General features: G+C 64.8%; 20 protein-coding genes. 10 read left to right on the forward strand and 10 right to left on the reverse strand.

Annotated elements, in window-relative coordinates; translation table 11 throughout:
- Nucleotides 1-691, forward strand: a 691-nt coding sequence (locus C1D09_RS17000; protein ID WP_143975402.1) for a S1 RNA-binding domain-containing protein, incomplete at its 5' end; no start/stop codon positions are given.
- Here C1D09_RS17000 and C1D09_RS17005 read toward each other — a convergent pair.
- Nucleotides 692-1,603 (reverse strand): LysR family transcriptional regulator, encoded by a 912-nt coding sequence (locus tag C1D09_RS17005; protein WP_143975403.1) that lies wholly within the window; start codon nucleotides 1,601-1,603, stop codon nucleotides 692-694.
- A gap of 101 nt (nucleotides 1,604-1,704) precedes the next feature.
- Here C1D09_RS17005 and C1D09_RS17010 point away from each other — a divergent pair, with 101 nt between their 5' ends.
- The 9 genes from C1D09_RS17010 (at nucleotide 1,705) to amaB (ending at nucleotide 15,581) form a co-directional block, all read left to right on the forward strand.
- Nucleotides 1,705-2,901, forward strand: coding sequence for an acyl-CoA dehydrogenase (locus C1D09_RS17010; RefSeq protein ID WP_143975404.1), 1,197 nt, complete (start codon nucleotides 1,705-1,707; stop codon nucleotides 2,899-2,901).
- Between the two features lie 291 nt (nucleotides 2,902-3,192).
- Nucleotides 3,193-6,552 (forward strand): transglutaminase family protein, encoded by a 3,360-nt coding sequence (locus C1D09_RS17015; RefSeq protein ID WP_143975405.1) that lies wholly within the window; start codon nucleotides 3,193-3,195, stop codon nucleotides 6,550-6,552.
- Nucleotides 6,553-6,558: 6 nt separating this feature from the next.
- Entirely contained in the window at nucleotides 6,559-8,970 is a 2,412-nt protein-coding gene (locus C1D09_RS17020; protein WP_143975406.1) for a circularly permuted type 2 ATP-grasp protein, read from the forward strand.
- A gap of 3 nt (nucleotides 8,971-8,973) precedes the next feature.
- Nucleotides 8,974-9,858, forward strand: a complete 885-nt coding sequence (locus C1D09_RS17025) for a transglutaminase family protein (RefSeq protein ID WP_143975407.1) — start codon at nucleotides 8,974-8,976, stop codon at nucleotides 9,856-9,858.
- A gap of 145 nt (nucleotides 9,859-10,003) precedes the next feature.
- Nucleotides 10,004-10,942: a glycosyltransferase family 2 protein gene (locus C1D09_RS17030; RefSeq protein ID WP_143975408.1), complete on the forward strand. Its 939-nt coding sequence runs from the start codon at nucleotides 10,004-10,006 to the stop codon at nucleotides 10,940-10,942.
- A 106-nt stretch (nucleotides 10,943-11,048) separates the two neighbouring features.
- Complete coding sequence (locus C1D09_RS17035; protein ID WP_143975409.1) at nucleotides 11,049-12,140, forward strand: DNA topoisomerase IB; 1,092 nt, start codon at nucleotides 11,049-11,051, stop codon at nucleotides 12,138-12,140.
- Nucleotides 12,141-12,237: 97 nt separating this feature from the next.
- Entirely contained in the window at nucleotides 12,238-12,612 is a 375-nt protein-coding gene (locus C1D09_RS17040; protein WP_143975410.1) for a YciI family protein, read from the forward strand.
- A complete protein-coding gene (locus tag C1D09_RS17045; protein WP_143975411.1) occupies nucleotides 12,609-13,883 on the forward strand; it encodes an RNA polymerase sigma factor in 1,275 nt (424 codons plus the stop codon). The genes C1D09_RS17040 and C1D09_RS17045 overlap by 4 nt, the downstream gene beginning before the upstream one ends.
- Nucleotides 13,884-14,066: 183 nt before the next feature.
- Nucleotides 14,067-15,581: an L-piperidine-6-carboxylate dehydrogenase gene (gene amaB / locus C1D09_RS17050; RefSeq protein ID WP_143975412.1), complete on the forward strand. Its 1,515-nt coding sequence runs from the start codon at nucleotides 14,067-14,069 to the stop codon at nucleotides 15,579-15,581.
- Nucleotides 15,582-16,085: 504 nt separating this feature from the next.
- Here the strand turns inward: amaB and C1D09_RS17060 are convergent.
- From C1D09_RS17060 to ntrB, 9 genes are all read right to left on the reverse strand, one after another.
- Complete coding sequence (locus tag C1D09_RS17060; protein WP_246135779.1) at nucleotides 16,086-16,805, reverse strand: hypothetical protein; 720 nt, start codon at nucleotides 16,803-16,805, stop codon at nucleotides 16,086-16,088.
- Nucleotides 16,806-17,276: 471 nt separating this feature from the next.
- Entirely contained in the window at nucleotides 17,277-19,955 is a 2,679-nt protein-coding gene (locus C1D09_RS17065) for a nitrate reductase (protein WP_143975414.1), read from the reverse strand.
- A gap of 2 nt (nucleotides 19,956-19,957) precedes the next feature.
- Entirely contained in the window at nucleotides 19,958-20,287 is a 330-nt protein-coding gene (nirD, locus tag C1D09_RS17070; RefSeq protein ID WP_143975437.1) for a nitrite reductase small subunit NirD, read from the reverse strand.
- 64 nt (nucleotides 20,288-20,351) lie between these two features.
- On the reverse strand, nucleotides 20,352-22,802 hold the full coding sequence (gene nirB / locus C1D09_RS17075) for a nitrite reductase large subunit NirB (RefSeq protein WP_143975415.1): 2,451 nt from the start codon (nucleotides 22,800-22,802) through the stop codon (nucleotides 20,352-20,354).
- An 8-nt stretch (nucleotides 22,803-22,810) separates the two neighbouring features.
- Complete coding sequence (locus tag C1D09_RS17080) at nucleotides 22,811-24,052, reverse strand: MFS transporter (RefSeq protein ID WP_246135780.1); 1,242 nt, start codon at nucleotides 24,050-24,052, stop codon at nucleotides 22,811-22,813.
- A 114-nt stretch (nucleotides 24,053-24,166) separates the two neighbouring features.
- A complete protein-coding gene (locus tag C1D09_RS33815) occupies nucleotides 24,167-24,499 on the reverse strand; it encodes a twin-arginine translocation signal domain-containing protein (protein WP_246135781.1) in 333 nt (110 codons plus the stop codon).
- A 138-nt stretch (nucleotides 24,500-24,637) separates the two neighbouring features.
- Nucleotides 24,638-24,766: a hypothetical protein gene (locus tag C1D09_RS34090; protein WP_281288587.1), complete on the reverse strand. Its 129-nt coding sequence runs from the start codon at nucleotides 24,764-24,766 to the stop codon at nucleotides 24,638-24,640.
- 4 nt (nucleotides 24,767-24,770) lie between these two features.
- Complete coding sequence (locus C1D09_RS17090) at nucleotides 24,771-25,568, reverse strand: ABC transporter ATP-binding protein (RefSeq protein WP_143975417.1); 798 nt, start codon at nucleotides 25,566-25,568, stop codon at nucleotides 24,771-24,773.
- A gap of 10 nt (nucleotides 25,569-25,578) precedes the next feature.
- Entirely contained in the window at nucleotides 25,579-26,472 is an 894-nt protein-coding gene (gene ntrB / locus C1D09_RS17095; protein WP_143975418.1) for a nitrate ABC transporter permease, read from the reverse strand.
- Between the last annotated feature and the right edge of the window lie 29 nt (nucleotides 26,473-26,501).

Consider the following 26,501-nt stretch of genomic DNA (forward strand, 5'->3'; position numbering starts at 1 on the left):
GCCGCGCGCATTCGAACAATCCGCGGGCTTCCTGCGCATCGCCAATGGCAGCGAGCCGCTCGACGCCTCCTCGGTGCATCCGGAAGCCTATGGCGTGGCCAAGAAAATCGTCGCCGCCTGCGGCCGCGACGTGGGCTCGCTGATGGGCGACAGTGCCGCGCTCAAAGCGCTCGATCCGCGCGTCTTCGTCGACGAGCGTTTCGGCCTGCCGACGGTGCGTGATATTTTGGCGGAACTGGAGAAGCCCGGCCGCGATCCGCGCCCCGGCTTCAAGACGGCGACCTTCGCCGACGGCGTCGACGACATCAAGGACCTCAAACCCGGCATGCTGCTGGAGGGCACCGTGACCAATGTCGCGGCCTTTGGCGCCTTCGTCGATATCGGTGTCCATCAGGACGGGCTGGTGCATGTCTCGCAACTGGCCGACCGCTTCATCAAGGACGCGCATGAAGTGGTCAAGGCCGGCGATGTGGTCAAAGTACGCGTCGTCGACGTCGACATCAAGCGCAAGCGCATCGCTCTGTCCATGCGCAAGGATGGCGGCGAGGGTGGTGCGCCGCGTGCTGGCCCGCGCGACAATGGCGGCGGCAGGCCGGCGCCGCGCTCGCCGGCGCCGCAACGCCAGCCGGAACGGCCGGCCCAGCAAGGGGCCTTCGGTGCGGCACTGGCGGATGCGCTGAAGCGGAAGTAGCTACCACGCCAGAACAGCCGGCTCCTTCTCGACCTGGTCTCGCAGCCAGTCGCGAAAGCTGGCGACGGGGGGATGGTCGCGCTTGTCGTGCGGGACGACGAGGTAATAGGCGCTGCGGCTTTGCATGGGCTGGCCGGGTGCCGGCACGAGTTGGCCGCGCTGCAATTCGCCCGCGATGAGGAGCAGCGGCAACAGCGCGACGCCAAGCCCCGCCATGCAGGCCTGGGCGGCGGTGCCGAATTGTTCGAACTGCATGCCGGGTCCGGCCGGAGCGCTCAGGCCCTGATGCTCGAACCATTCGGTCCAGGCGCCGGGGCGCGTCGCCATGTGCAGCAGTGGCAGGCGACCGATATCGGCCGGCGTGGTGATGGCGCGGCCGGCGAGGAATTCGGGCGAGGCCACCGGCGCCACGGTTTCGCGCACCAGCAGCGTCGAATCGGCCCCCGGCCAGTCCGGCAGGCCGTAGTGAATCGCGGCGTCCAGCCTTTCCCTGGCGAAGTCGAAGCGGCCGACGCGGGTGACGAAGTTGATGGTGATGTCGGGATTGTTCGCGACGAAATCCGGGATCATCGGCATCAGCCAGCGCGTTCCGAAGGTCGGCAAAATGGCGAGGTTCAAGATGCCACTATGCCGATTGCTCATCAGTCCCAGGGCTGCGTCGCGCAACTGGCCGAGGGCCGAACGCACCGCTTCGGCGTAGATTTCGCCTGCCTGTGACAGCCGGACATTGCGGCTGTCGCGCTCGAACAGCCGGCGCCCGAACTGGTCTTCGAGCAGCCTGATCTGCCGGCTGACCGCGCCTTGGGTCAGATCCAGCTCCTGCGCAGCGGCGGTAAAAGACCCAAGCCGGGCCACCGCCTCGAAGGCGGCGAGGGCGCTGATGTTGGGCAAAAGGCGGCGCTGGACACTCATGATCCATTCCTAACGCTCATTGATCCGTGAAGCAATTTCGTTTGATTTTTTGAGACCACGGGCCGATAAGCCGGGCTTCACCCGTTGAGGATCGAGAAGCCATGGCCGCCGAAAAGAATGCATTCGTCTGGGAAGACCCGTTCCTGATCGAGGACCAGCTCTCGGAAGAAGAGCGCATGGTGCGCGACGGCGCGGCGGCCTTCGCCGCCGACAAGCTCGCGCCGCGCATCGAGGATGCTTATCTCAATGAAAAGACGGATGCCGGCATCTTCCGCGAGATGGGCGAGGCCGGCCTGCTCGGCATTACCATCCCGGAAGAGTATGGCGGCCTCGGCGCCAATTATGTGACCTACGGGCTGGTCGCGCGGGAAGTCGAACGCGTCGATTCCGGCTATCGCTCGATGATGTCGGTGCAGTCGTCGCTGGTGATGTATCCGATCCACGCCTATGGCTCCGAAGAGCAGCGCAAGAAATATCTGCCCAAGCTCGCCAGCGGCGAGTGGATCGGCTGTTTCGGCCTGACCGAGCCGGATGCCGGCTCCGACCCGGGCGGCATGAAGACGCGCGCCGAGAAGACCGCGAACGGCTATAAGCTCTCCGGTTCCAAAATGTGGATCTCCAACGCGCCGATCGCAGACGTCTTCGTCGTCTGGGCCAAGCTGAAGGGCGAGACCGGCAAGGACGAGATCCGCGGCTTCGTGCTGGAAAAGGGCATGAAGGGGCTGTCGGCGCCTAAGATCGGCGGCAAGCTATCGCTGCGCGCGTCGATCACCGGTGAAGTGGTGATGGAAGGCGTCGAGGTCGGCGAGGACGCGCTGCTGCCCAACGCCAAGGGCCTTGGCGGCCCGTTCGGCTGTCTTAACCGGGCTCGCTACGGCATCTCCTGGGGCTCGATGGGCGCGGCGGAAGATTGCTGGCACCGCGCACGCCAGTACGGTCTCGACCGCAAGCAATTCGGCAAGCCGCTGGCCGGCACGCAGCTTTACCAGAAGAAGCTCGCCGACATGCAGACAGAGATCGCGCTTGGGCTGCAGGCATCCTTGCGCGTCGGACGGCTGCTCGATGCAGGCAAGATGGCGCCGGAGATGATCTCGATCGTCAAGCGCAACAATTGCGGCAAGGCGCTCGACATCGCCCGCCAGGCCCGCGACATGCATGGCGGCAACGGCATCCAGATCGGCTACCACGTCATGCGCCACGCGCAGAATCTGGAGACGGTCAACACCTACGAGGGCACGCATGACGTGCATGCGCTGATCCTGGGACGGGCGCAGACAGGATTGCAGGCGTTCTTTTGAACTGTGCCGATAATCAGGTAAGGCCGGCCTGCGAATGGCAGGCTTCCTGCGCTTCCCCGTTCTGCTGCGTCGCGGTAGAACCGAGCTCACGTACTTCAAAGTACGCTCCGCCGTCGCCAGGGCGACCCCGAAAGCCACCACTCTCGACTCGGCCTGACCTGAATCTCAACACACCGCACGCGAGCGCCAGCTGCTTAAATTAGGTGCACCGCAACATCTGTGCTTGGAGAATGGCCAGCAGATGTGTCAGGGTTCGGCGAATTCGTTTGAAACGCCGATCTCCGGGGTCCCATGGCAATTCTGGCAGCCGTCTACCATCTGACCCATTATAAATACGACCGGCCGGTGGTTCTCGGCCCCCAGATCGTCAGGCTGCAGCCCGCGCCGCATTCCCGGACAAAGGTGTTGAGCCATTCGCTCAAGGTTGAGCCGGCGAACCATTTCGTCAATCTGCAGCAGGATCCCTACGGCAACTTCCTCGCCCGCTTCGTTTTTCCCGAACCGGTGGCGGAACTGAAGATCGAGGTCGATCTCGTCGCCGACATGACGGTCTACAATCCGTTCGATTTCTTCGTCGAGCCGTCGGCCGAGACATTCCCGTTCGAATATCCGGAAGAGATCAGGGATGACCTTGCCATCTACCGGACACCAGAACCGGCGGGCCCCCTGCTCTCGGCCTTCCTGAGGACCATCGACACGAGCGCGAAGAACACCGTCAATTTCCTCGTCGACCTGAATGCCCGGCTGCAGCGCGAGATCGCCTATATCGTGCGCATGGAGACCGGCGTGTTCTCGCCGGAGGAGACCTTGGCCGCCGGCAAGGGCTCGTGCCGGGATTCGAGCTGGCTCCTGGTGCAGATCCTGCGCAATCTCGGCATCGCCGCGCGCTTCGTCTCGGGCTACCTGATCCAGCTGAAGCCTGATCTCGTGGCGCTGGACGGGCCGGCCGGAACATCGGTCGATTTCACCGATCTGCATGCCTGGTGCGAGGTCTATCTGCCGGGCGCCGGCTGGATCGGCTTCGACCCGACCTCGGGTCTCCTCACCGGCGAGAGCCACGTGCCGCTGGCCGCGACCCCGCATTTCCGCAATGCCGCGCCGATTTCGGGCATGGCGAGCTTTGCCAATGTCGAGTTCGGCTTCGACATGCGGGTCGACCGCATCGCCGAGCATCCGCGCATCACCAAGCCGTTCTCCGACGAAAGCTGGCAGGCGCTCGATGCGCTCGGCAACAAGGTCGACGCGGCACTTGCGGCAGGCGACGTGCGGCTGACGATGGGCGGGGAGCCGACCTTCGTGTCGATCGATGATTTCGAGTCCGCCGAATGGAACACCGCCGCCGTCGGTCCGACCAAGCGCGAAAAGGCCGATGCGCTGATCCGCAGGCTGCGGGAGCGCTTCGCACCGGGCGGCTTCCTCCACTACGGTCAGGGCAAATGGTATCCGGGCGAGAGCCTGCCGCGTTGGACCTTCTCGCTCTACTGGCGTGCCGACGGCCAGCCGGTGTGGAGCGATCCGTCGCTGATCGCACGGGAGAAAAGCGAAGCCAAGGTTGGCCCGCAGCAGGCCGAAAGCCTGCTGACGGCGATCGCCGGCGAGCTCGGCATCGACAAGGCCATGGTCAGCGAAGCCTATGAGGATCCTGCCGAATGGCTGCTCAAGGAAGGCAAGCTGCCGGAAAATGTCGATCCGTCCAACTCCAAGCTCGAGGACCCGGAAGAGCGCAGCCGCATGGCAAGGGTGTTCGAACGCGGGCTGACCAAACCGTCGGGCTATGTGTTGCCCGTGCAGCGCTGGAACAGCCAGGCTTCTGGACCGCGCTGGCGTTCGGAAAAATGGAAGACACGACGCGGCCGGCTGTTCCTGGTGCCGGGCGATTCACCGGTCGGCTACCGCTTGCCATTGGGCACGCTGCCCTACGTGCCGCCGGCACAATTCCCCTACATCGTGCCGGTCGATCCGTCACTGCCGCGCGGTCCATTGCCGGTACGCGAAGCGATCCTGCCCACCGTGGCGCCAGCCGAACTGGAGGGCGCCGACGAGATGGCGCGCCGGCAGCAGGCGGCGTCGTTCACCGCCGCGACCGGTCAGCAGGACCGGGTCGAACAGGAGATCACCGAGATTGGCGGCGCGGTGCGTACCGCACTTTCGGTCGAGCCGCGCGACGGGCGGCTGTGCGTGTTCATGCCGCCGGTCGAAGCGCTGGAGGACTATCTCGAACTGGTCGCCGCCGCCGAGAATGCGGCGCGTTCCATCGGCCTTCCCGTGCACATAGAAGGTTACGGGCCGCCGCATGATCCGCGCCTCAACGTCATCCGCGTCGCGCCCGATCCCGGCGTCATCGAGGTCAATATCCATCCGGCGTCGAACTGGCAGGATTGCGTGGCGACGACCACGGCGATCTATGAAGAGGCGCGGCTGACGCGGCTTGGCGCCGACAAGTTCATGATCGACGGCCGCCACACCGGCACCGGCGGCGGCAACCATGTCGTGGTCGGCGGTGCGACGCCCAATGACAGCCCGTTCCTGCGCCGGCCTGATCTGTTGAAGAGCCTGGTGCTGCAATGGCAGCGGCATCCGTCGCTCTCCTATCTGTTCTCCGGCCTGTTCATCGGCCCGACCAGCCAGGCGCCGCGGTTCGACGAAGCACGCCACGATTCGCTGTATGAACTTGAAATCGCCATGGCGCAGGTGCCGCATCCGGACCAAGGCTCGGCACCCTTGCCGTGGCTGGTCGACCGGCTGTTCCGCAATTTGCTGACCGACGTCACGGGCAACACGCACCGCTCGGAAATCTGCATCGACAAGCTGTTCTCGCCGGACGGCCCGACCGGCCGGCTGGGGCTGGTCGAATTCCGCGGCTTCGAGATGCCACCCAATGCGCGCATGAGCCTGGCGCAGCAATTGCTTGTCAGGGCGATCATCGCCCGCGCGTGGAAGAACCCGCTGGACGGCCGCTTCGTACGCTGGGGCACCTCGCTGCACGACCGTTTCATGCTGTCGCATCATGTCTGGGCGGATTTTCTCGACGTGCTCGACGACCTCAAGCTCAACGGCTTCGAGTTCCGCCCCGAATGGTTCGATGCGCAGCTCGAATTCCGCTTCCCGTTCTGCGGCGAGGTCCAGCATGCCGGCATCAAGCTGGAGCTGCGGCAGGCGCTGGAGCCGTGGCATGTCATGGGCGAACAGGGCGCGATCGGCGGCACCGTGCGCTTCGTCGATTCCTCGGTCGAGCGGTTGCAGGTCAAGACCGAAGGCCTCAATCCGGAGCGCCACGCCATCGTCTGCAACGGCCGCGTCGTGCCGATGAAGGTGACCGACAACCGCGAGGTCGCGGTGGCCGGCGTGCGCTTCAAGGCCTGGCAGCCGGCTTCGGGCCTGCATCCGGCGCTGCCGGTCAACACGCCGCTGGTGTTCGACATCTATGACCGCTGGTCGGGAAGGGCGATCGGCGGCTGCGTCTACCATGTCGCGCATCCCGGCGGCCGCAATTACGACACCTTCCCGGTCAACGGCAACGAGGCGGAAGCGCGGCGGCTCGCCCGCTTCGAACCGCGCGGCCATACACCATCGACCTATGTGCTGCGCGAGGAACAACCGGCGGAAGATTTCCCGATGACCCTTGACCTCAGGCGACCGGCAAGACTCTGATCAGCGATGGCAAAGGGGAATCACAAAAGGATACGCGGCAAGCCGCAGATCCATAGCCTGCTGGAGCACTACCAGCCCATCGACGGCGTCGTCGACGAGATGGTCGACGCCACAGGCAATCCCCGTCCGGTCTGGAAGCATTTCATCGAGGCGCTCGACGATCTCGGTGCCGAGAAGCTCGGCCAGCGTTTTGCCCGCGCCGACCAGTATCTGCGCGACGCCGGCGTCTATTACCGCGTCTACGACAAGGCCGGCGCCAATGAACGCGAATGGCCGCTGGCGCATGTGCCGCTGCTTATCGAAGACAGCGAATGGGCAGCGATCAGCGCCGGTCTCGTGCAGCGCGCCGAATTGTTCGAGGAAACCATCGCCGATATCTATGGGCGCAACCGGCTGATCGAAAAAGGCATCCTGCCTGCGGGATTGATCGCGGCCAGCCCCGAATATTTGCGGCCTGTCGTCGGTACCACGCCGGTCGGCGGCCATTACCTGCATATCTGTGCCTTCGAGCTTGGCCGTGGGCCTGACGGCCAGTGGTGGGTGCTGGGCGATCGTACGCAGGCGCCGTCAGGCGCAGGCTTCGCCCTGGAGAACCGCGTCGCGACGACGCGCGCGCTGTCCGACATCTATGGCGAGATGCATGTGCATCGCCTGGCCGGCTTCTTCCGCCGTTTCCGCGACGCGCTGATCGGCATGGCCAGGGAGAGCGACGGCCGCGTCGCCATTTTGACGCCGGGGCCGCTCAACGAAACCTATTACGAACACGCCTATATCGCCCGCTATCTCGGCATCATGCTGCTCGAAGGCGAGGACCTGACCGTTTCCGGCGGCAGGCTGATGGTGCGCACCGTTTCCGGCCTGATGCCGATCAGCGTCTTGTGGCGGCGTCTCGACGCGGCTTTTGCCGATCCGGTCGAATTGCGGTCGGATTCGCAGATCGGCACGCCGGGACTGGTCGAGGCGATCCGCCAGGGTGCGGTGGCGACCGTCAATGCACTCGGCTCGGGCCTGATGGAAACGCGGGCGCTGCTCGCCTTCCTGCCCAAGATCGTGCGCGAATTGCGTGGCGAGGAGCTGCTCTTGCCAAGCGTCGCGACATGGTGGTGCGGGCAGGCGACCGAACGCGCCCATGTGCTTGCCAATATCGACCGCATGGTGGTCGGCCCGGCGCTGTCGACGAGACTTGCCTTCGAGGATGATGGCCAGACCACGCTGGGCTCGGCGCTGTCGGCAGGCGAGCGGGCCGAGCTGGTGGCGCGCATCGAACGCGATGGCGGCGCCTTCGTCGGCCAGGAAGCTGTGACGCTGTCGACGACACCGGTCTTTGTCGGAGGCTGGCTGGAGCCGCGTCCGGCGAGCCTGCGCGTCTATCTGGCGCGTACGCCCGATGGCTGGACGGTGATGCCGGGCGGGTTCGCCCGTGTCGGCCTGTCGCTCGACCCGACGGCGATCGCCATGCAGCGCGGCGGCCAGGCGGCCGACGTCTGGGTGGTCAGCGACAGGCCCGTCGAGCGCGAGACGCTGCTGCCGCAGGAGAGTGATAGTTTCACCCGCACCAGGCCGGGCAGCCTGCCCAGCCGCGCTGCGGAAAACCTGACCTGGCTCGGCCGCTATATCGAGCGTTCGGAAGACACGGTGCGCATCCTGCGTGCCTATCATGTGCGGCTGGCCGAGACATCCGATCCGGACATGCCGCTGCTGGCCGACATCAGGGACTATCTCGAACCGTTCGGCATCGACGTCGAGACGGCGATCCCGTCGGGGCTGATCGGAACGCTCGATAGCGCCGTCTACAGCGCTGGCCAGATCCGCGACCGGTTTTCTCCCGATGGCTGGCTGGCACTCAAGGACCTGTCGAAGACCATCCACCAGTTCGCCACGACGGTGGCGCCGGGCGATGACGCGACGCGGGCCATGACGGTGATCCTGCGCAAGCTCGCCGGTTTTTCCGGCCTTCTGCATGAGAACATGTACCGCTTCGCCGGCTGGCGGTTCCTTGAGATCGGCCGGCGGCTGGAACGCGGCATCCAGATCGCCCGGACGCTGTCCCGGCTGACCAGCCCCAACGCGCCGGACGGCGCGCTCGACATGATGCTGGAGATCGGCGACAGCGTCATGACCCATCGCCGGCAATATCCGGTGCAGACCGGCCGGCGCACGGTGGTCGATCTTCTGGCGCTCGACCCGCTCAATCCCCGCTCGATCCTGTTCCAGCTGGAAAGGCTGAAGGCCGAGATCGGCCTGTTGCCGTCCGTCGGCGGCGAGGGGCACATGTCGGCCGCGGCGAAGGAGATCCTGCAGCTCAACACGGCCACAGCCATCAAGGAGCCTTCAGACATGACGGCAAAGGCGCTGGACGAACTCGCATATGAAATCGGCGGTCTCTACAACAGCCTCGCCAAAGCCTATTTCGGCTAGTCCATGCTCTACGACATCAGGCTTCATCTTCACTACGACTATGCCGCCGCGGCGGGCGGCGGCCGCCACCAGATCCGCGTGCTGCCATCGACGATATCAGGCGTCCAGCGCGTCATTGCCGCATCGCTGTCCTTTGCCCCGGCGCCCAATGAGCGGTCGGATTTCTCGGACTTCTTCGGCAACAACGTCACTTCGATTGCCTTTCGCGATGCGCATGACGCGCTCGACATCAGGATGAGCGCACGCGTTTCGGTGTCGCGGGCGGAGCCGGGGCTCGACGTGTCGCCCGATATCGGGCGGCTGCGGCAGGAACTGGCCGCGGTACGGTCGTTGGCGTCCGACTCGCCGCACCATTTTCTGGCCGGAAGCGTGCACTCCGGCCTGGACGCGGCGATCACCTCTTATGCGCGGGACAGCATCGGTACCTCGGCCGCCGGCACGGCAATGGATCTGTGCAATCGCATCCATCGGGAGTTCACCTATGACGGCGAGGCGACCACGGTGCGGACCCGGGCCAGCGATGCCTTCAGGCTGAAGCGCGGCGTCTGCCAGGATTTTTCGCACATCATGATCGCGGGCTTGCGCGGGCTCGGCATTCCGGCCGGTTATGTGAGCGGCTTCCTGCGCACCATCCCGCCCAAGGGCAAGCCGCGGCTGGAAGGCGCCGACGCCATGCATGCCTGGGTCAAGGTCTGGTGCGGACGTGACGCCGGCTGGCAGGAGTTCGACCCGACCAACGGCATGCGAGCCAGCAACGACCATATCACCGTCGGCTACGGCCGGGACTATCCCGACGTCGCGCCGATCGTCGGCGTGCTGAAGACCACGGGCGGACAGGTCGGCGAGCAGGCCGTCGACGTCATTCCGGTTGCGCTCGAGAAGGTATGACAGCGGGCGAAAAGCGCGAAGCGTTCCTGTACTGCAATTGTGGGTGGAGGAAGCGACTTCTCAAACATTGAAGGGGTCGCTAATCTCTATTTGTTTCGAGGGACAGCCATTTTTGCTGCCAATGGGCGGGCGCGGGGTCTTGTAATTGAAAGCGGTCAGCGTCGTCATCCCTGCCTACAATGCGGCGGCCACCATCGCGACAACGCTGGCGTCGCTTGGCAGTGAGGCCGACGTCATCGGCGAGGTCCTGCTGGTCGACGATGCATCGACCGACAACACGGCCGATGTCGCACGGCGGGCAGCGGCGCAACTGGCCTTGCCGCTGCGCGTGCTGCCGGCCGAATGCCGTGACGCCGGCGGCGCCCGCAACGTGGCGCTGGCGCAGGCGCTCCATCCCTGGGTGTATCTGATCGACGCCGACGATTTGCATCTTCAGGGCGGATTGCGCGCGCTGCTGCGGCAGGCGGAGAACCAGCCGAAAGCCGGCATGATCGTCGGCGCCTACCGGCGGCGGGTGAACGGCCAGGATCGGCAGATCAAGATCCCGAACGGCTATCAGGCTGCGTGCCTGGCAAATGCTTCGGCCTACGTAAAGGGCGACATACGCTCCGTCGCCGTGGGCAGCGTGCTGGCGTCCCGGCAACTGATCGGCGACACACGGTTTCCGGCGGGCCTCGCCTATGACGAGGACACGCTGTTCTGGGCGCGGCTGATGGGCAAGGCTTCGCTGGCCATGACGCCGCAACCCGTCATGGTCTATGAGGTTTCGCCGGCCCGTTCCGACGACCGCTTTGCAATCAACCCGGTGCGGCGCTTCCTGGAGTGGCGCCGGGAATTGCGCACGCTCACCGATTGCGGCATCCCGCTCTCGGCGCTCAAGACCAGGGAGGGGCTTGTCGCCCTCAAGATCGCCCGCGTCCACTATGCGCGCGGCGACCTGGACATTGCCGCGCGCTTCCTGGCAGTGGCCGCGGCCGCGCCAAAGCGACGGTCAGAAGCCTGGCGCTGCCTGCGCTACAGGCTCAAGCTCGCGGTGCGACGGCGGCTGTCGGCGCCGCCGGTGGAACTGCAGGGCGCCTTGTAGTCGTACGGTCCCGTCATTCGCTTGCCGCGGCCAGCCGACTTTCGCGCGGGGCGTGGAACCAGCTGTCGGCCAGCAGCTTATCTACGCATATTCGCGTGGAGCTTGCATGCTGCAGAGATCCGGATTGCCGCCCTGCCGGTCAACCGACGGTGACGCCGCGTCGAAGAACGGGGCGCAAAGCGCGGCCGAGCGCGCCGCACTGACCTATGTCAGCGATGCCGAGCCCGGTATCCGCCGGGTGAAGGCAGGCAAGGGATTTTCCTACAAGGGACCGGACGGGAAAGCGGTTTCGGATGCCGCCAGGGCGCGTATCGAGGCGATCGGCATTCCGCCGGCATGGACGGATGTGTGGATCTCACCGGATGCCGATGGGCACATCCAGGCGACCGGCAGGGATCAGCGGGGGCGCAAACAGTATCGTTATCATCCGCAATGGGCCGAAGAACGCGACGGTGCCAAGTATTCGAGCCTCGTCGCCTTCGCCGAAAGCCTAGCCACCCTGAGGGGCACGATAGACAGCGATTTGCGCCGCCACGGCCTGCCATTCGAGCGCGTCGTCGCCGCGGTCGTCTGGCTGCTCGACAACACGATGATCCGCGTCGGCAATGCCGCCTATGCAAGAGACAACAAGAGCTTCGGCCTGACGACGTTGCGCGACCGCCATGTCGATATCAAGGGATCCAGCCTGCGCTTCGCCTTCAAGGGCAAGTCCGGCAAGGAATGGAAACTGAGGCTGGTCGATCGCCGTATCGCCGGCATCGTGCGCGGTGCGCAGGACCTGCCGGGCCAGAAACTGTTCCAATATCTCGACGGGGAAGGCAACAGACGCCCGGTCCGCTCCGACGACGTCAACCGCTACATTAGGGATGCCGCCGGCGATACGTTCAGCTCCAAGCATTTTCGCACCTGGGGGGCCACAATCCATGCCGCGTCGCTGTTTGCGCAGACGGAGCTGCCTGGAACCCAGGTCCAGCAAAAGCGGGTGATGAACAGCGTCATCGACAAGGTGGCCGAGCGGCTGGGCAACACGCGCGCGGTCTGCCGCAAATGCTATATTCATCCGCTGGTCTTCGAGGCCTGGTCGCAGGGACGGCTGCTGGCAGAAATGGCGGAAGCCAACAAGCGCAAACGGCCCATCGAGGGTCTCGATGACGAGGAAGCGATCGTGCTGAGATGGTTAAAGATGCATCAACGGTGACTGGCGGCGATTGACGGTCGCCCTCCGTCTTTTTTTATCGACGCGGTGTCGGGATCGGTCATACTGTTTCGTCCTTCGATACAGAAAAGGACCTGCCATGCTCTACGCCATACTCTGCTATGCCTCCGAAGACGTCGTCAGCTCCTGGAGCAAGGCGCAGGACGACGAAGTCATGGCCAATCTCATCAACGTACAGGACAAGTACGCCAAGGCTGGCCGGCTTGGCCCGGTGGCGCGGCTTTTGCCGACGACGGCGGCGACGACGCTGCGGAAAGTGAAAGGCGAATCGGTCGTCATCGACGGGCCTTTCGCCGAGACCAAGGAGCAGTTCCTGGGTTTCTACACGCTCGAATGCGCCGATCTCGACGAGGCCGTCGAATTCGCCCGTGAGCTGTCCGAGGTCAACCCGAGCGGCGGCTCCTATGAGATCCGGCCGGTCTCGGTGTTCAATCCCACCGGTGTTGCGGTATGACCGAACTGGCCTGGATCAGCTCCGCGATCAGCGTCGCCAGGCCGCAGGCAATGGGCGCGCTGCTGCGCTATTTCCGCGATCTCGATACGGCGGAGGAAGCTTTTCAGGATGCCTGCCTCAGGGCGTTGAAGAACTGGCCGCAGAACGGGCCGCCGCGCGACCCGGCGGCCTGGCTGATCTTCGTCGGCCGCAACAGCGGCATCGACGCGGTGCGCAAGCGCGCCAAGCAGGCGCCGATGCCGGAAGAGGACCAGATCTCCGATCTGGAGGATGCCGAGAGCGACATCGCGGAGCGGCTGGACGGCGCGCACTATCGCGACGACATATTGCGGCTGCTCTTCATCTGCTGCCATCCGGACCTTCCCGCAACGCAGCAGATCGCGGTCGCGCTGCGCATCGTCTCCGGTCTCACCGTCAAGCAGATCGCGCGCGCCTTCCTGGTCGGCGAGAGCGCCATGGAACAGCGCATCACCCGCGCCAAGGCGCGCATCGCCGACGCCGGCGTGCCGTTCGAGACGCCGGGCGCGGTCGAACGCTCCGAGCGGCTCGCCGCGGTGGCGGCGATGGTCTATTTGATCTTCAACGAAGGTTACTCGACCAACAGCGGCGAGGCGCCGGCCCGCGCGCCGCTGTGCGAGGAGGCGATCCGGCTCGCCCGGTTGTTGCTGCGGCTGTTCCAGGCCGAGCCGGAGATCATGGGGCTGACGGCGCTGCTTTTGCTGCAGCATGCGCGCGCGCCGGCCCGCTTCGACAAAGACGGCGAGATCGTGCTGCTCGAGGACCAGGATCGCAGCCTGTGGAGCCGCAAGATGATCGACGAGGGGCTGGCGCTGGTCGACAAGGCGTTACGCCATCGCAAGCCCGGTCCCTATCAGGTGCAGGCGGCAATCGCCGCTTTGCATGCCCGGGCAGAGAAGGCCGAGGACACCGACTGGGTGGAGATCGACCTCCTCTACGGCCTGCTCGAACAGATGCAGCCGTCGCCCGTCATCACGCTCAATCGCGCGGTGGCGGTCTCCAAGGTGCGCGGCCCGGAAGCGGCCCTTGCGATGATCGAGCCGCTGGAAGAAAGGCTTTCCGGCTATTTCCACTTCTTCGGCCTCAAGGGCGGGCTGCTGATGCAGCTCGACCGGGGTGAGGAGGCGCGGGTTGCCTTCGACCGCGCCATCGCGTTGGCCAACACGGCGGCGGAAGCAGCCCATATCCGCATGCATATCGACCGTTTGATGAAAGACGGCGCCGTGCGCGTGCCGGCGAAAAAGGCCAACTGAGCCGCGTTCGCCCATCTGGCTCAATCGTGCCGCTCGGGCTTAGACCATGCCGGGGTGGCGATTTTCCCCTGAAACGAGTAAGGCCACGCCATGACTATGCCTGAAGTGCCTTTTCGGCACGCGGGCGGCGCGAGGCTTTGACCCGACGCCATATGATGACGACGGGATCCGAAAGGGACAAAAATGACCATTGCGAAGGAAACGGCCGAACTTCTGGCGAAACTGGGTGTGGCCAAGGACGCGCTTGTCGGCGGCGACCTGATCGTGCGCAGCCCGGTGACGGGCGAACAGATCGCCGCGCTGAAGACCATCTCGCCGGCCGATGCGGCCAAGACCATCGATGCCGCGCACAAGGCGTTCCAGTCCTGGCGGCTGGTGCCCGGGCCGAAGCGCGGCGAGCTGGTAAGGCTGCTCGGCGAGGAATTGCGTGCGCACAAGGCCGAGCTTGGCCGGCTGGTGTCGATCGAGGTCGGCAAGATCCCGTCCGAGGGGCTCGGCGAAGTGCAGGAGATGATCGACATCTGCGATTTCGCCGTAGGTCTGTCCCGGCAATTGTATGGTCTGACCATCGCGACCGAGCGTCCGGGCCATCGCATGATGGAAACCTGGCATCCGCTCGGCGTGGTCGGCGTCATTTCCGCCTTCAACTTCCCGGTTGCGGTTTGGTCGTGGAATGCGGCACTGGCGCTTGTCTGCGGTGACGCCGTGGTGTGGAAGCCATCGGAGAAGACGCCGCTGACGGCGCTTGCCTGCGAGGCGATCTTCAAGCGCGCGGTCAAGCGTTTCGGCACTGATGCGCCGCAGGGGCTGGCGCCGGTGCTGATCGGCGACCGCGCCGTCGGCGAGATCCTGGTCGACCATCCGAAGGTGCCGCTGGTTTCGGCGACCGGCTCGACCCGCATGGGCCGCGACGTCGGCCCACGCCTGGCCAAGCGCTTTGCGCGTGCCGTGCTGGAACTCGGCGGCAACAATGCCGGCATCGTCTGCCCGACCGCCGATCTCGACATGGCGCTGCGCGCCATCGCTTTCGGCGCCATGGGCACGGCTGGCCAGCGCTGCACGACCCTGCGGCGCCTGTTCGTGCATGAGAGCGTCTACGATGCCTTGGTGCCGCGACTGAAGAAAGCCTATCAGAGCGTCTCGGTCGGCAACCCGCTGGAGACCTCTTCGCTGGTTGGGCCGCTGATCGACAAGGCGGCGTTCGATGCCATGCAGAAGGCGTTGAAGGAAGCCACCGCCCATGGCGGCAAGGTGACCGGCGGCACGCGCGTCGTGAACGGTCATCCGGACGCCTACTATGTGCATCCGGCCCTGGTCGAGATGCCGAAGCAGGTCGCGCCTGTGACGGAAGAGACCTTCGCGCCGATTCTCTATGTGATGAAGTATTCGGATTTCGACGCCGTGCTCGACGAACACAATGCGGTGGGTGCGGGCCTGTCGTCGTCGATCTTCACGCGCGATCTGCAGGAATCGGAGCGTTTCCTGGGTGTCGACGGCTCGGATTGTGGCATCGCCAATGTCAATATCGGCACGTCGGGCGCCGAGATCGGCGGTGCTTTCGGCGGTGAAAAGGAAACCGGCGGCGGCCGCGAGAGCGGCTCCGATGCGTGGAAGGCTTATATGCGGCGCGCCACCAACACGGTGAACTATTCCAAGGCGCTGCCGCTTGCCCAGGGCGTGTCGTTCGACATCGACTGAGAACGCCGAGGTCTGCCCAAGATCAGCGTCGGTGATGCTCGGCGAGCATCAATCGACACAGGGTGTACACGGGGCTCTAATGCTGGACAGGTTCTGACGATTGTCCAGCATCGGCCGTACCGGTCAGCGGCCGGCGGCAGGGCCAAAGGCTACGTCGCCGGCGGCATCGATGATGGCCGGCTTCACCGCCTGGGCGGTCTGTATCTCCGACAGAATCGCGCGACACCCACATCACCGAATGACCGCGTTGGCCGAGCCAGCCGACGCTGCCGAGGTCCTCGGCGGCGCGCAGCTTGCGTGCAAGACTACCTTTTCAACTTTCGCGGCTTGTGCCCAGACGCCGCCCATCGATAGTGGTGACTGGGTGCTGGGCACTATGGTGGACGCAGCTTCTTCGCTACGCGGAAGCGCAAGATCGGCATCTCTCCTTGTCCGCCCCAATTACAGGCGGAAATCCGCCTCGCGCTTTCCCCAAGATCGGCCCTTGTGCGGGGCGCTGCTCAGTCATCGCGGTGGCGGAAAACAAGCCTTGAAGGCATTGTCGACGACAGCCAGCTTGGCTGCCTGCACCGTCATGTATTCCTCGTAGAACCCGTGCGACACCCACATCACCGAATGACCGCGTTGGCCAAGCCAGCCAATGCTGCCGAGTTCCTCGGCGGTGCGCAGTTTGCGGCCGAGATGGGTCCGCGACAGCTTCAGCCATTTGGCGAAATCGCCGATCGAAACCACGCCGGTCGGAATCCGCTCCAGGCCGGCATGATCCGGATCGATGCCGGACATCAGCCAGTCCATCACGATGCCGCCATTGTTGAGCCAGATGAAAAGGGAAAAGGTCTGGTTGGGTTCGCGCACCGGCTTTGATGCCAGCAGGCCGTCAGCGATCAGTGGCTGCAGCGTGGCAAGCATGTCGGGCCGTTCCAGGTACCTGCCCAGCCGGTCGCCGCCATCGATATGGTCAAGTGTGCGCAGATGGGCGGTCACCCAGCCGGTGAACCTCTCGATGGTGGCGGCCGTCGGTTGCAGGGGATGCGTGCGGCCGTCCCCGCCCGCCACATACTCGGCGATGTTGTAGTGCAGCATCTCCTTGATGAAAGCATCCGCCGTATTGCGGCTGGCCACGGCGTTCCTGTGCACGACCTCGATGAAACGCGATACGGTCAGTTCCTTTCGGCGGTCGTTCGGGTCCCGCCGGAAGTGCATGGCAAGGCCCACATGGGCCATCAACCAGCGTTGCTGCGTGGCAAAGATTGAAGCCAGTCGCGGGGTTTCCTCATAGATTCGGATCAGGGACTGCGACTGTTCCTGTACGTAGCGGTGCAAGGCCGGATGGGCGGCTATGTCTTCCAGATTCAGCGCGGATCTCCCGATCTCTTGAAAGCAACTCGGATAGCGAAGTTGCGTTCCCTATTTTTCAGCCTTCAACACTTGTGTCCAGACGTACCATTTGCTGACAACAGGGCCAGCCGGGGCATGGATCGGCAGGCACCGGTCCGTGGTTCAGTCCGCTAACTGATGCTTTGGCTTGGAAACTCCCGGGCGATAGTATCGCGCGGCGGCGGACCCTTGCCGCGTTCTACTTGGAAATGCGATCGACCGCCTGGATTATCGAACGAGTATCGCAATTCCCGCCATTTGCCAGGACCTTGGCGACGCCGCTTCCATCTGCGCCATCGCAATCGCAGGGATTGCGGCTCACTCCGCCGCTTGAACGCGGCTAGCCTGGATGAGGGCGCGGATCTCGGACCGGCAGGAGCCGCAATTGGTGCCGGCTTTCAGCGCGCCGCCGATGGCTTCGACGGTGGTGCAGCCGGCCGCCACCGCGGCGGCGATCTGGTTGGCTCCGACGTTGAAACAGGAGCAGACGGTGGCACCGGCGTCCGGCCGTTCGGCACCGGCGCGGCCGGCGACGATCCTGAAGCGCTCGCGCTGACTGGCGTGGACCTCTTCGAGCTGTTCGGCCGCCCAGCCGCGCGACACCGCAACCGGGCCGGGCGCGACGAACAAGGCGCCCGTCAGGTGCTGACCGTCGAAGGCGGCGATGCGGTGCTGGCCGGCGTCGCGGTCGTGATAGGCGAGCATTTCGGCCGAGGGGGCCTCGAAGAGCGAGGCGGCGAAGGCTGTCCAGTCGGCGCCATCGTCGGCAAAGGCGAGTTCGACACGCCATCCGCCCTTGCAACGAGCGACCGCCCAATAGTCAGCAGCAATCGCCTCGGGACGGCGGCGCATCACGGCGAAACCAAAGGCCTTTGCGGCAAATTTCTCGATACGGGCCGCGACATGTTTCAACGCCGGCTGACCTGAAACCGGATCGATGAGTGGTGCGGTCAATGCGTCGAGCCGGCCTTTTGCCGCGAACTGATCGGTCCAGTGCATCGGCGCGAAGACGCTGCCTTGGCGCTGGCGGGATGTGATCAGGGCGCGCACCAGGACGTCGCCGCGCGGGCTGGAGATACGTACGATGTCGGCGTCGCCGATGCCGTGGTGCTGCGCGTCCACGGGGTGGATTTCGACAAAGGGCTCGGCGATGTGCTGCGACAGGCGCGGGCTTTTGCCGGTGCGCGTCATGGTGTGCCAGTGGTCGCGGATGCGGCCGGTGTTGAGGATGAGCGGGAAGTCGGAGCTGGTACGGCTTTCCGTGGTGGCGCGGATGGCGATGAAGCGGGCTTTGCGGTCCGGCGTGTAGAAATGGCCGTTGGCGAAGAAACGGGTGGGATGGCGTTCGGTCGTGCCGCCTCGTGGACTGGGCGCTGGCCATTGGAACGGCGCCAGCCCTTCATAGCCCTCCGCATCCAGTCCACTGTAAGCGCCAATATCGAAATCCCGCTCACCGTCATTCTCGAACCCGGACAGGGCGGCATGCTCAGCAAAAACTTCCGCCGACGTCTGATGCCCGAACGCCTCGCCGAAACCCATCCGTCGCGCCACCTCCGCAATGATCCACCAGTCGGGCCTTGCCTCGCCGGGCGCCGCCAGAAACGACCGCTGGCGCGAGATGCGGCGCTCCGAATTGGTGACGGTACCGTTCTTTTCACCCCAGGCGGCGGCGGGCAGCCGGACATGGGCGTGACGCGCTGTGTCCGTGCTGGCCAGCACGTCCGACACCACAACGAACGGGCAAGCCTTGATCGCCGCTTCGACGGCGTCTGCGTCCGGCATCGAATCGACCGGGTTGGTGGCCATGACCCACAGCGCCTTGATGCGGCCGTCGGCCACGCCTTGAAACATCTCGACCGCCTTCAGCCCGGGCTTTTGCGCGATGTCGGGGGCATTCCAGAAACGCTGGACGCGATCACGGTGTTCGGGATTTTCGATCTCCATATGGGCGGCCAGCATGTTGGCCATGCCGCCGACCTCGCGGCCGCCCATGGCGTTGGGTTGGCCGGTCACCGAGAACGGGCCGGTACCCGGTTTGCCTATGCGGCCGGTGGCGAGATGGCAGTTAATGATGGCGTTGACCTTGTCGGTGCCGGACGACGACTGGTTCACGCCCTGGCTGTAAACGGTCACCGTCTTCGCGGTCGCGGCAAACAGGCTGAAGAAGCGGGCAAGCTCGTCTTCGCCAAGGCCTGTTGCGGTGGCAACACTGGCGAGATCGAGCGCCGATGCTGAAAAAAGAGCTTGTTCGAAGCCGGTCGTGTGCGCCGTGATATAGGCGCGGTCGAGCGCATTGTGCTGGCCGAGCCAAGCGAGCAGCCCAGTGAACAGAGCGACATCGCCATCTGGTGCGATCGCCAGATGCATGTCGGCGATATCAGATGTCATGGTGCGGCGCGGATCGACCAGCACGACCCTCATCTCCGGCCGCTTTTCCCGAGCCGCCGCGATGCGCTGATAGAGCACGGGATGACACCAGGCGAGGTTGGAGCCGACCAGCACGACCAGATCGGCGCGTTCCAGATCCGCATAGGTTCCCGGAACCGTGTCGGAGCCGAAGGCGCGGCGATGGCCGGCGACGGACGAGGCCATGCACAGGCGCGAATTGGTGTCGATGTTGGCCGAGCCGACGAAACCCTTCATCAGCTTGTTGGCGAGGTAGTAATCCTCGGTCAGCAGTTGGCCGGAGACATAGAAGGCAACCGCATCCGGTCCGTGCTCGGCAATGGTCCGCGAGAAGGTGGAAGCGACGTGGTCGAGGGCCTCGTTCCAGCCTGTCCGGCGGCCGTGGATTTCTGGATGCAGCAGCCTGCCGTCGAGACCGATGGTCTCTGCCAGGGCGGAACCCTTGGAGCAGAGCCGGCCGAAATTCGCGGGATGATCGGGGTCGCCGCGGACGGACACCTGCCCGCCCGCGGCGACCTTCGCAAGCACGCCGCAGCCCACCCCGCAATAGGGGCAGGTGGTCCTCACCTCGCGTGCTTCGTCGATCTCCATGGTCAGGCGGCGCGGCTGGCCAGCGCTTCCTGCGCCAGGAACAGGCGCTCGCCCTCGACCTTGACCGGAATGACGCGGACTGCGCCCTCGTCGGCGCCGAGCGCCTTGCCTGTCTCCAGCGAGATTACCCAATTGTGCAAGGGGCAGGTCACCGCCGCGCCATGGACAATGCCTTGGCTCAGCGGCCCGCCCTTGTGCGGGCAATGGTCGTCGATTGCGTAGACCTGATCGTCCTGGGTGCGGAAGACGGCGACCTTGCCTTGCGGGGTGGCGACACATCGCGCACCACGGCGGGGGATGTCGGAAATGACGCCGATCGATATCCAATTCATCTGAATTCCCTTCTTGCGCGTGTTCTTGACCGAAACCGGTTCGCACTTTTTCGCGAACACGCGCTTACTCCGCCGCCTGCGCAAACCCGACCGAAGCCATCGGCCGAAACTCGTGCTTGTCCTTGCCGGAGACGCGTTCCGACCACGGGTCGACCTGGGCGAATTTCTGGGAGAAGACAAAGCGGTCGTAATAGGCCTTGCGCTTGGCATCGTCGTCCATGATCTGGCGCTTGATCTCGGGAACGCCGATGCGCTTGGCCCATTTGTAGATGCGTTCGAGATAGCGGCCCTGCTCGCGGTACATCTGCGTCAGCGCCACGATATGCTCCAGCGCCTCGTCCTCGGTCTTCACAAGGCCGAGCACCTCGGTGCCCTTGATGTCGAGGCCGGCCGCGCCGGCGAAATGGATCTCGTAGCCAGAATCGACGCAGATGATGCCGATATCCTTGCAGGTCGCCTCGGCGCAGTTCCTGGGGCAGCCCGAGACCGCCATCTTGACCTTGGCCGGGGTCCACGAGCCCCACATGAATTTCTCGATACGGACGCCCAGGCCCGTCGAATCCTGCGTGCCGAAGCGACACCAGTCGGAACCGACGCAGGTCTTCACCGTGCGCAGGCCCTTGGCATAGGCGTGGCCGGAGACGAAGCCGGCCTGGCCGAGATCGGCCCACACCGCCGGCAGGTCCTCCTTGCGAATGCCCAGCATGTCGATGCGCTGCCCGCCGGTGACCTTGACCATCGGGATCTCGAACTTGTCGACGACGTCGGCGATGGCCCGCAGTTCGGCGGCATTGGTGACGCCGCCCCACATGCGCGGCACCACCGAATAGGTGCCGTCCTTCTGGATGTTGGCATGTACCCGCTCATTGATGAAGCGCGACTGGTAGTCGTCGGCGTAGTCGTCCGGCCAGTCGCAGACGAGGTAGTAGTTGAGCGCCGGTCGGCATTTGGCGCAGCCGCAGGAGGTCTTCCACTCCAGTTCCTGCATGACCGCGGGAATGGTCTTGAGGTGCTTTGCCTTGATCAGCCGGCGCACCTCGTCGTGGCCGAGCGTGGTGCAGGAGCACATGGGCTGCACGGCTGCGGGGTTGTATGTGTCGCCGAGCGTCAGCACCATCAGCTTCTCGACCAGCCCGGTGCAGGAACCGCAGGAGGCGGACGCCTTGGTGTGCGCCCTGACATCGTCGAGCGAGGTCAGGCCCTTGGCCGTGATCGCGCCTGTGATCTTGCCCTTGCAGACGCCGTTGCAGCCGCAGATTTCCGCATCATCCGGCAAGGCTGCAACGGCCGCCATAGGGTCCAGAGGGGCACCCCCCTGATAGGACTGGCCGAAGATCAACGTTTCGCGCATTTGCGAAATGTCCGTCTGTTTCTTCTTGAGATCGTTGAACCAGGCGCCATCCGCCGTCTCGCCATAGAGCACCGTGCCGATGATGCGGTCGTCCTTCAGAACGAGCCGCTTGTAGACGCCGGCGGCGGCGTCGCGCAGCACGATCTCCTGGCGGTCCTCGCCCTCGGCGAAGTCGCCGAGCGAGAACAGGTCGATGCCGGTGACCTTGAGCTTGGTCGGCGTGTCCATATGGACAAAGGCGGCCGCCTCGTTGCCGGCAAGCTGGTGGGCCGCGACGCGCGCCATCTCGTAGAGCGGCGCGACCAGCCCATAGACCATGCCGTGGACCTCGGCGCATTCGCCGAGCGCGTAGATGTCGGGGTCGTTGCTGCGCATGCCGGCATCGACGACGATGCCTCTGTTGACGGCGATGCCTGCCTCCTTCGCCAGCGCCGCATTCGGCCTTATGCCCACCGCCATGACGACCAGGGTCGCCGGTATGATGGTGCCGTCCGCGAGCTCCACCTGCTCGACCTTGCCGTTGCCCGTGATTGCCTGGGTATTGGCCTTGGTGATCACTTTGATGCCGCGTTGCTCCACCGCGCGCTGCAGCAGATAGCCGGCGGCCGGATCGAGCTGCCGTTCCATCAGCGTCGGCATGACATGCAGCACGGTGACGTCCATGCCTTGCGCGTTGAGACCCGCCGCCGCCTCCAACCCGAGCAGCCCGCCGCCTATGACGACCGCCTTGGCCCGCGACTGGGCGGCCAGCATCATGGCTCGTACGTCGTCGAGATCGCGGTAGGTCAGCACGCCCGGCAGGTTGTGGCCGGGCACCGGAATGATGAACGGCACCGAGCCGGTGGCGATGACGAGCTTGTCGTAGGGCTCGGTTACGCCATGGTCGGATGTGACGGTTTTCGCCTCCCGGTCGATGGCAATGATCTTGTGACCCTTGTAGAGGGTGATGCCATGCTTGATGTACCAGCCGTCGCCATGGATGATGATCTCCTCATAATCCTTTTCGCCCGACAGCACCGGCGACAGCATGATGCGGTCATAATTGACGCGGGGCTCGGCGTTGAAGATGGTGACGGCGTAGCGGCCCGGCGCGTGCTCGAGGAGGTGCTCCAGCATGCGCCCGGGGGCCATGCCGTTGCCGATGATGACGAGTTTTTCTGTCATGTCCGCTCTCACTCAGCCGCGTAGGAAAGGGATGAAGCTTCGGCGGATGCCGCGCGCTCCATGCGCCGGATGGAGAAATGCATCCAGGCAAGGCAGGTGGCGATAATGACGAACAGCAGCATGAAACAGCTCGACCACACGCCTGTGAGGTCGTTGAGCGCGCCGAAGGCGATCGGCAGGATGAAGCCGCCGAGCCCGCCGATCATGCCCACCACGCCACCGACCGCGCCGACATTCTCTGGATAGTAGGCCGGGATGTGCTTGTACACCGCGGCCTTGCCGAGGCTCATGAAGAAGCCGAGCACGCAGGCGACGGCGATGAAGGCGAGCGGGCCGATCTCGAAATGGAAGGCGATCGGCCCGCTAATGCCGCGCACGACGTAGTCTGCCGAGGGGAGAGACAGAACGAGAGTCGCGACGGCACTGACGGCGAACGTCGAATAGAGCACAGTGCGGGCACCGATCCGGTCGGAAAGCACGCCGCCATAGGCGCGGAAGACACTTGCGGGAATCGAATAGGCCGCACCGATCATGCCGGCAGTCGCAAGCCCGAAGCCGTAGACGCCGATCAGGTAGCGCGGCAGCCAGAGCGACAGCGCGACGAACGCGCCAAAGGCGAAGAAATAATAGAAGGCGAAGCGCCAGACTTGCACATTCTTGAGCGGTGCGAATTCCTGCCAGAAGCTTCTCGCGGGTGCCGCCTTGCCGGCGCGGCGCTCGCGGATGACGGGATCATCGCCGGTGGTGAACCAGAAGATGGCGGCCATGACGACGAGCGCTGCGGCCCAGATCAGCGCCACCGACTGCCAGCCCCAGGAGAGAAGCACGAAGGGGGCCAGGAATTTGGTGACCGCGGCCCCGACATTGCCGGCACCGAAGATACCGAGGGCCGTGCCCTGCCTGTCCGCGGGGAAGAAGCGCGAGACATAGGACACGCCGACGGCGAAGGAGCCGCCGGCGAGCCCGACGCCAAGCGCGGCGACCAGCATCTGCCCGTAGGTGTGCGCGAAAGCCAGCAAGAAGGTCGCCGCCGCCGCCGCAAGCATGGTCGCGGTGTAGACCAGCCGCCCGCCAAAGCGGTCGGTCCAGACGCCGAGAACCATGCGCACGAGCGAACCGGTGAGGATCGGCGTGCCGACGAGCAGGCCGAACTGCGTCTCGTTCAGCCCGAGATCCTGCTTTATGCGCACGCCGATGATTGAAAAGATCGTCCACACCGCGAAGCATACGGTGAAGGCGATGGTGGACATCACAAGCGCCTGCCGGGGGGCACTGTCCTGGCTGGGCGGGGCTGGGAGATTTGCGGTCAATGTCTGGCTCCGGTTTGCGGCGTGGGGCACCGCAGATATCTGGTGGGTGAATGATCAGCGGCGCGGCATCGATGGATGCAACGAGACCGAGTTCGCGACGGCCAGGTCCTTGCCTTGAATCTTGGCGTCTGTCGGAAACAGCAGGAGCGCGGCGGTGAACAGTGCCGCCGTCAGGGCGCTGCTGACCAGAAAATCGCGCCGCGTGAAGTCCGCGAGGGACGCGCCAGTTCCGATCCGTTTCGTCATCGTCGTCTCCGTTCGGGCGCTGCTTGGGCCAGCGCCACCGATCGCGAAAAACAAAAAAGCCGCCGGCCAGGTCTTCGCGCGTCCGTCCATCCGGGATCGCGCATTGACCTGAGCGGCAGCTTTGCCTGTGGCGCCCGCCATTGGACACCGTATCACTTGGTCCCTGCGGACCTGCATTCTGAAAAGCAGGAAGCGTGCCAATTCGAGAGCTTCCTAGATTATCGAATGAAATCAATGCGAATTGCAGCCGAACGACTTTTGATAAAGCCCGGCAGCGGATCAAAGATTAGTCAGTATGCCTTGCGTGGCAGCATAATATTTGTGCAGTGCGGCATGCTGCCTATTGGCGATGCACATTGCCAGTTGCCGATAATTGCGCTTTTTGCCGATAATTGCGCTTTCGGCCATGGCCTTACTCCGCGGCTGCGACGAAGCGGTGGCGTTCGTAGAGGAACTTCAGCACCGCCTCGCGGCAGCGCAGGAAGGTCCGGTCGGAAGAAAGTTCGACGCGCCGGCGTGGGCGCGCCAGCGGCACCGCAAGCACCTCGCCGATCGTCGCTGCCGGACCGTTGGTCATCATGACGATGCGGTCGGAGAGCAGCACCGCCTCGTCGACATCGTGGGTGATCATGATCGTCGTCGAGCCGAGCCTGGAATGGATGTCCATCACGGCATCCTGCAGATGGGCGCGCGTCAGCGCGTCGAGTGCGCCGAACGGCTCGTCGAGCAGCAGGATCTTCGGCTCCATGGCCAGCGCCCGCGCGATGCCGACGCGCTGCTTCATGCCGCCGGAGATCTCGGCCGGCCGCTTGTCCCCGGCATGCGCCATCTGCACGAGGTCAAGATTGCGCATGATCCAGTCATGCCGCTCGGCCTTGCTCTTCGAACGGCCGAAGACTTTCGAGACCGCCAGATTGATGTTTTCGTAGACGGTCAGCCAGGGCAGCAGCGAGTGGTTCTGGAATACCACGGCACGTTCGGGGCCCGGGCTGTCGACTTCCTTGTTCTCAAGCAGCACCGCGCCGGCGGACACCTTGGTCAGGCCGGCGATCAGGTTGAGCAAGGTCGACTTGCCGCAGCCGGAATGGCCGATGATGGAGACGAATTCGCCCTTGTCGATGGTCAGCCGGATGTCTCTCAGCACCTCGCTGACCTGGCTGCCACGGGCGAAGGATTTGTCGATATGGTCGAGTTTCAGATAGGCCGTCATCGCGCTGTCCTCACTTTGCCGTTGTTCCGCGGGTGACGACGGCGCCGACCGCCGCGACCAGGCGGTCGAGGCAGAAGCCGGTGACGCCGATATAGGCGAGCGCGACGATGATGTCGGGCAGCCGCGACGAGTTCCATGCGTCCCAGATGAAGAAGCCGATGCCGACGCCGCCGGTCAGCATTTCGGCGGCGACGATGGCGAGCCAGGACAGGCCGATGCCGATGCGCAGGCCGGTGAAGATGTAGGGGGCTGCGGCCGGCACCATGATCTTGACGAAGAACTCGAACGGGTTGAGCCGCAGGATGCGGGCGACGTTGCGGTAGTCCTGCGGGATGTTGCGCACGCCGACGGCGGTGTTGATGATGATCGGCCAGATCGACGTGATGAAGATGACGAACAGCGCCGACGGGCTGGAATCGCGGAACGCCGCCAGAGACAGCGGCAGCCAGGCCAGCGGCGGTACGGTGCGCAGGATCTGGAACACCGGATCGAGGCCGCGCATCGCCCAGACTGACTGGCCGACGAGCGCGCCGAGCCCCACCCCGACCACCGCCGCCATGCCGAAGCCGATGGCGACGCGCTGCAGCGAGATCAGCACTCGCCACGCCAACCCGATATCCTGCGGGCCATTGTCGAAGAACGGATGCGCGATCAGGTCATAGGCCTCGTTCCACACCTGGCTCGGCGGCGGCAGGCTGGCGGTCGGTGACGAGCAGGCGACCTGCCAGACGACGAGCAGGACGAGGATGACGATGGCAGGCGGCACCAGCGCCGTCGCGGCCTTGCCGGCAATGGCGAGCGGGTCGATGCGGCGTCGGGCCTTGGCCGTGAACGTGATCAGTTCGGCGGCGGGCTCTGCCGGAAACGCCTTCACCTTGGTGTCCTCGATGGTTTGGATGGACATGTCTTGGAACAACTCCTGGGCGCTGGGCG

The organism is Mesorhizobium intechi, from assembly GCF_002879535.1.
GTDB lineage: Bacteria > Pseudomonadota > Alphaproteobacteria > Rhizobiales > Rhizobiaceae > Mesorhizobium > Mesorhizobium intechi.

What these genes read in the sequence shown, in the direction of transcription:
- C1D09_RS17025 (WP_143975407.1), top strand. Translation starts at nt 8,974, where the DNA reads ATGCTCTACGACATCAGGCTTCATCTTCACTACGACTATGCCGCCGCG.
- C1D09_RS17045 (WP_143975411.1), top strand. Translation starts at nt 12,609, where the DNA reads ATGACCGAACTGGCCTGGATCAGCTCCGCGATCAGCGTCGCCAGGCCG.
- C1D09_RS17035 (WP_143975409.1), top strand. Translation starts at nt 11,049, where the DNA reads ATGCTGCAGAGATCCGGATTGCCGCCCTGCCGGTCAACCGACGGTGAC.
- C1D09_RS17040 (WP_143975410.1), top strand. Translation starts at nt 12,238, where the DNA reads ATGCTCTACGCCATACTCTGCTATGCCTCCGAAGACGTCGTCAGCTCC.
- C1D09_RS17080 (WP_246135780.1), bottom strand. Translation starts at nt 24,052, where the DNA reads ATGTCCACCATCGCCTTCACCGTATGCTTCGCGGTGTGGACGATCTTT.
- nirD (WP_143975437.1), bottom strand. Translation starts at nt 20,287, where the DNA reads ATGAATTGGATATCGATCGGCGTCATTTCCGACATCCCCCGCCGTGGT.
- C1D09_RS17060 (WP_246135779.1), bottom strand. Translation starts at nt 16,805, where the DNA reads ATGGCCCATGTGGGCCTTGCCATGCACTTCCGGCGGGACCCGAACGAC.
- nirB (WP_143975415.1), bottom strand. Translation starts at nt 22,802, where the DNA reads ATGACAGAAAAACTCGTCATCATCGGCAACGGCATGGCCCCCGGGCGC.
- C1D09_RS17010 (WP_143975404.1), top strand. Translation starts at nt 1,705, where the DNA reads ATGGCCGCCGAAAAGAATGCATTCGTCTGGGAAGACCCGTTCCTGATC.
- ntrB (WP_143975418.1), bottom strand. Translation starts at nt 26,472, where the DNA reads ATGTCCATCCAAACCATCGAGGACACCAAGGTGAAGGCGTTTCCGGCA.
- C1D09_RS17065 (WP_143975414.1), bottom strand. Translation starts at nt 19,955, where the DNA reads ATGGAGATCGACGAAGCACGCGAGGTGAGGACCACCTGCCCCTATTGC.
- C1D09_RS17090 (WP_143975417.1), bottom strand. Translation starts at nt 25,568, where the DNA reads ATGACGGCCTATCTGAAACTCGACCATATCGACAAATCCTTCGCCCGT.
- amaB (WP_143975412.1), top strand. Translation starts at nt 14,067, where the DNA reads ATGACCATTGCGAAGGAAACGGCCGAACTTCTGGCGAAACTGGGTGTG.
- C1D09_RS17020 (WP_143975406.1), top strand. Translation starts at nt 6,559, where the DNA reads ATGGCAAAGGGGAATCACAAAAGGATACGCGGCAAGCCGCAGATCCAT.
- C1D09_RS34090 (WP_281288587.1), bottom strand. Translation starts at nt 24,766, where the DNA reads ATGGCCGAAAGCGCAATTATCGGCAAAAAGCGCAATTATCGGCAACTG.
- C1D09_RS17005 (WP_143975403.1), bottom strand. Translation starts at nt 1,603, where the DNA reads ATGAGTGTCCAGCGCCGCCTTTTGCCCAACATCAGCGCCCTCGCCGCC.
- C1D09_RS17015 (WP_143975405.1), top strand. Translation starts at nt 3,193, where the DNA reads ATGGCAATTCTGGCAGCCGTCTACCATCTGACCCATTATAAATACGAC.
- C1D09_RS33815 (WP_246135781.1), bottom strand. Translation starts at nt 24,499, where the DNA reads ATGGCGGGCGCCACAGGCAAAGCTGCCGCTCAGGTCAATGCGCGATCC.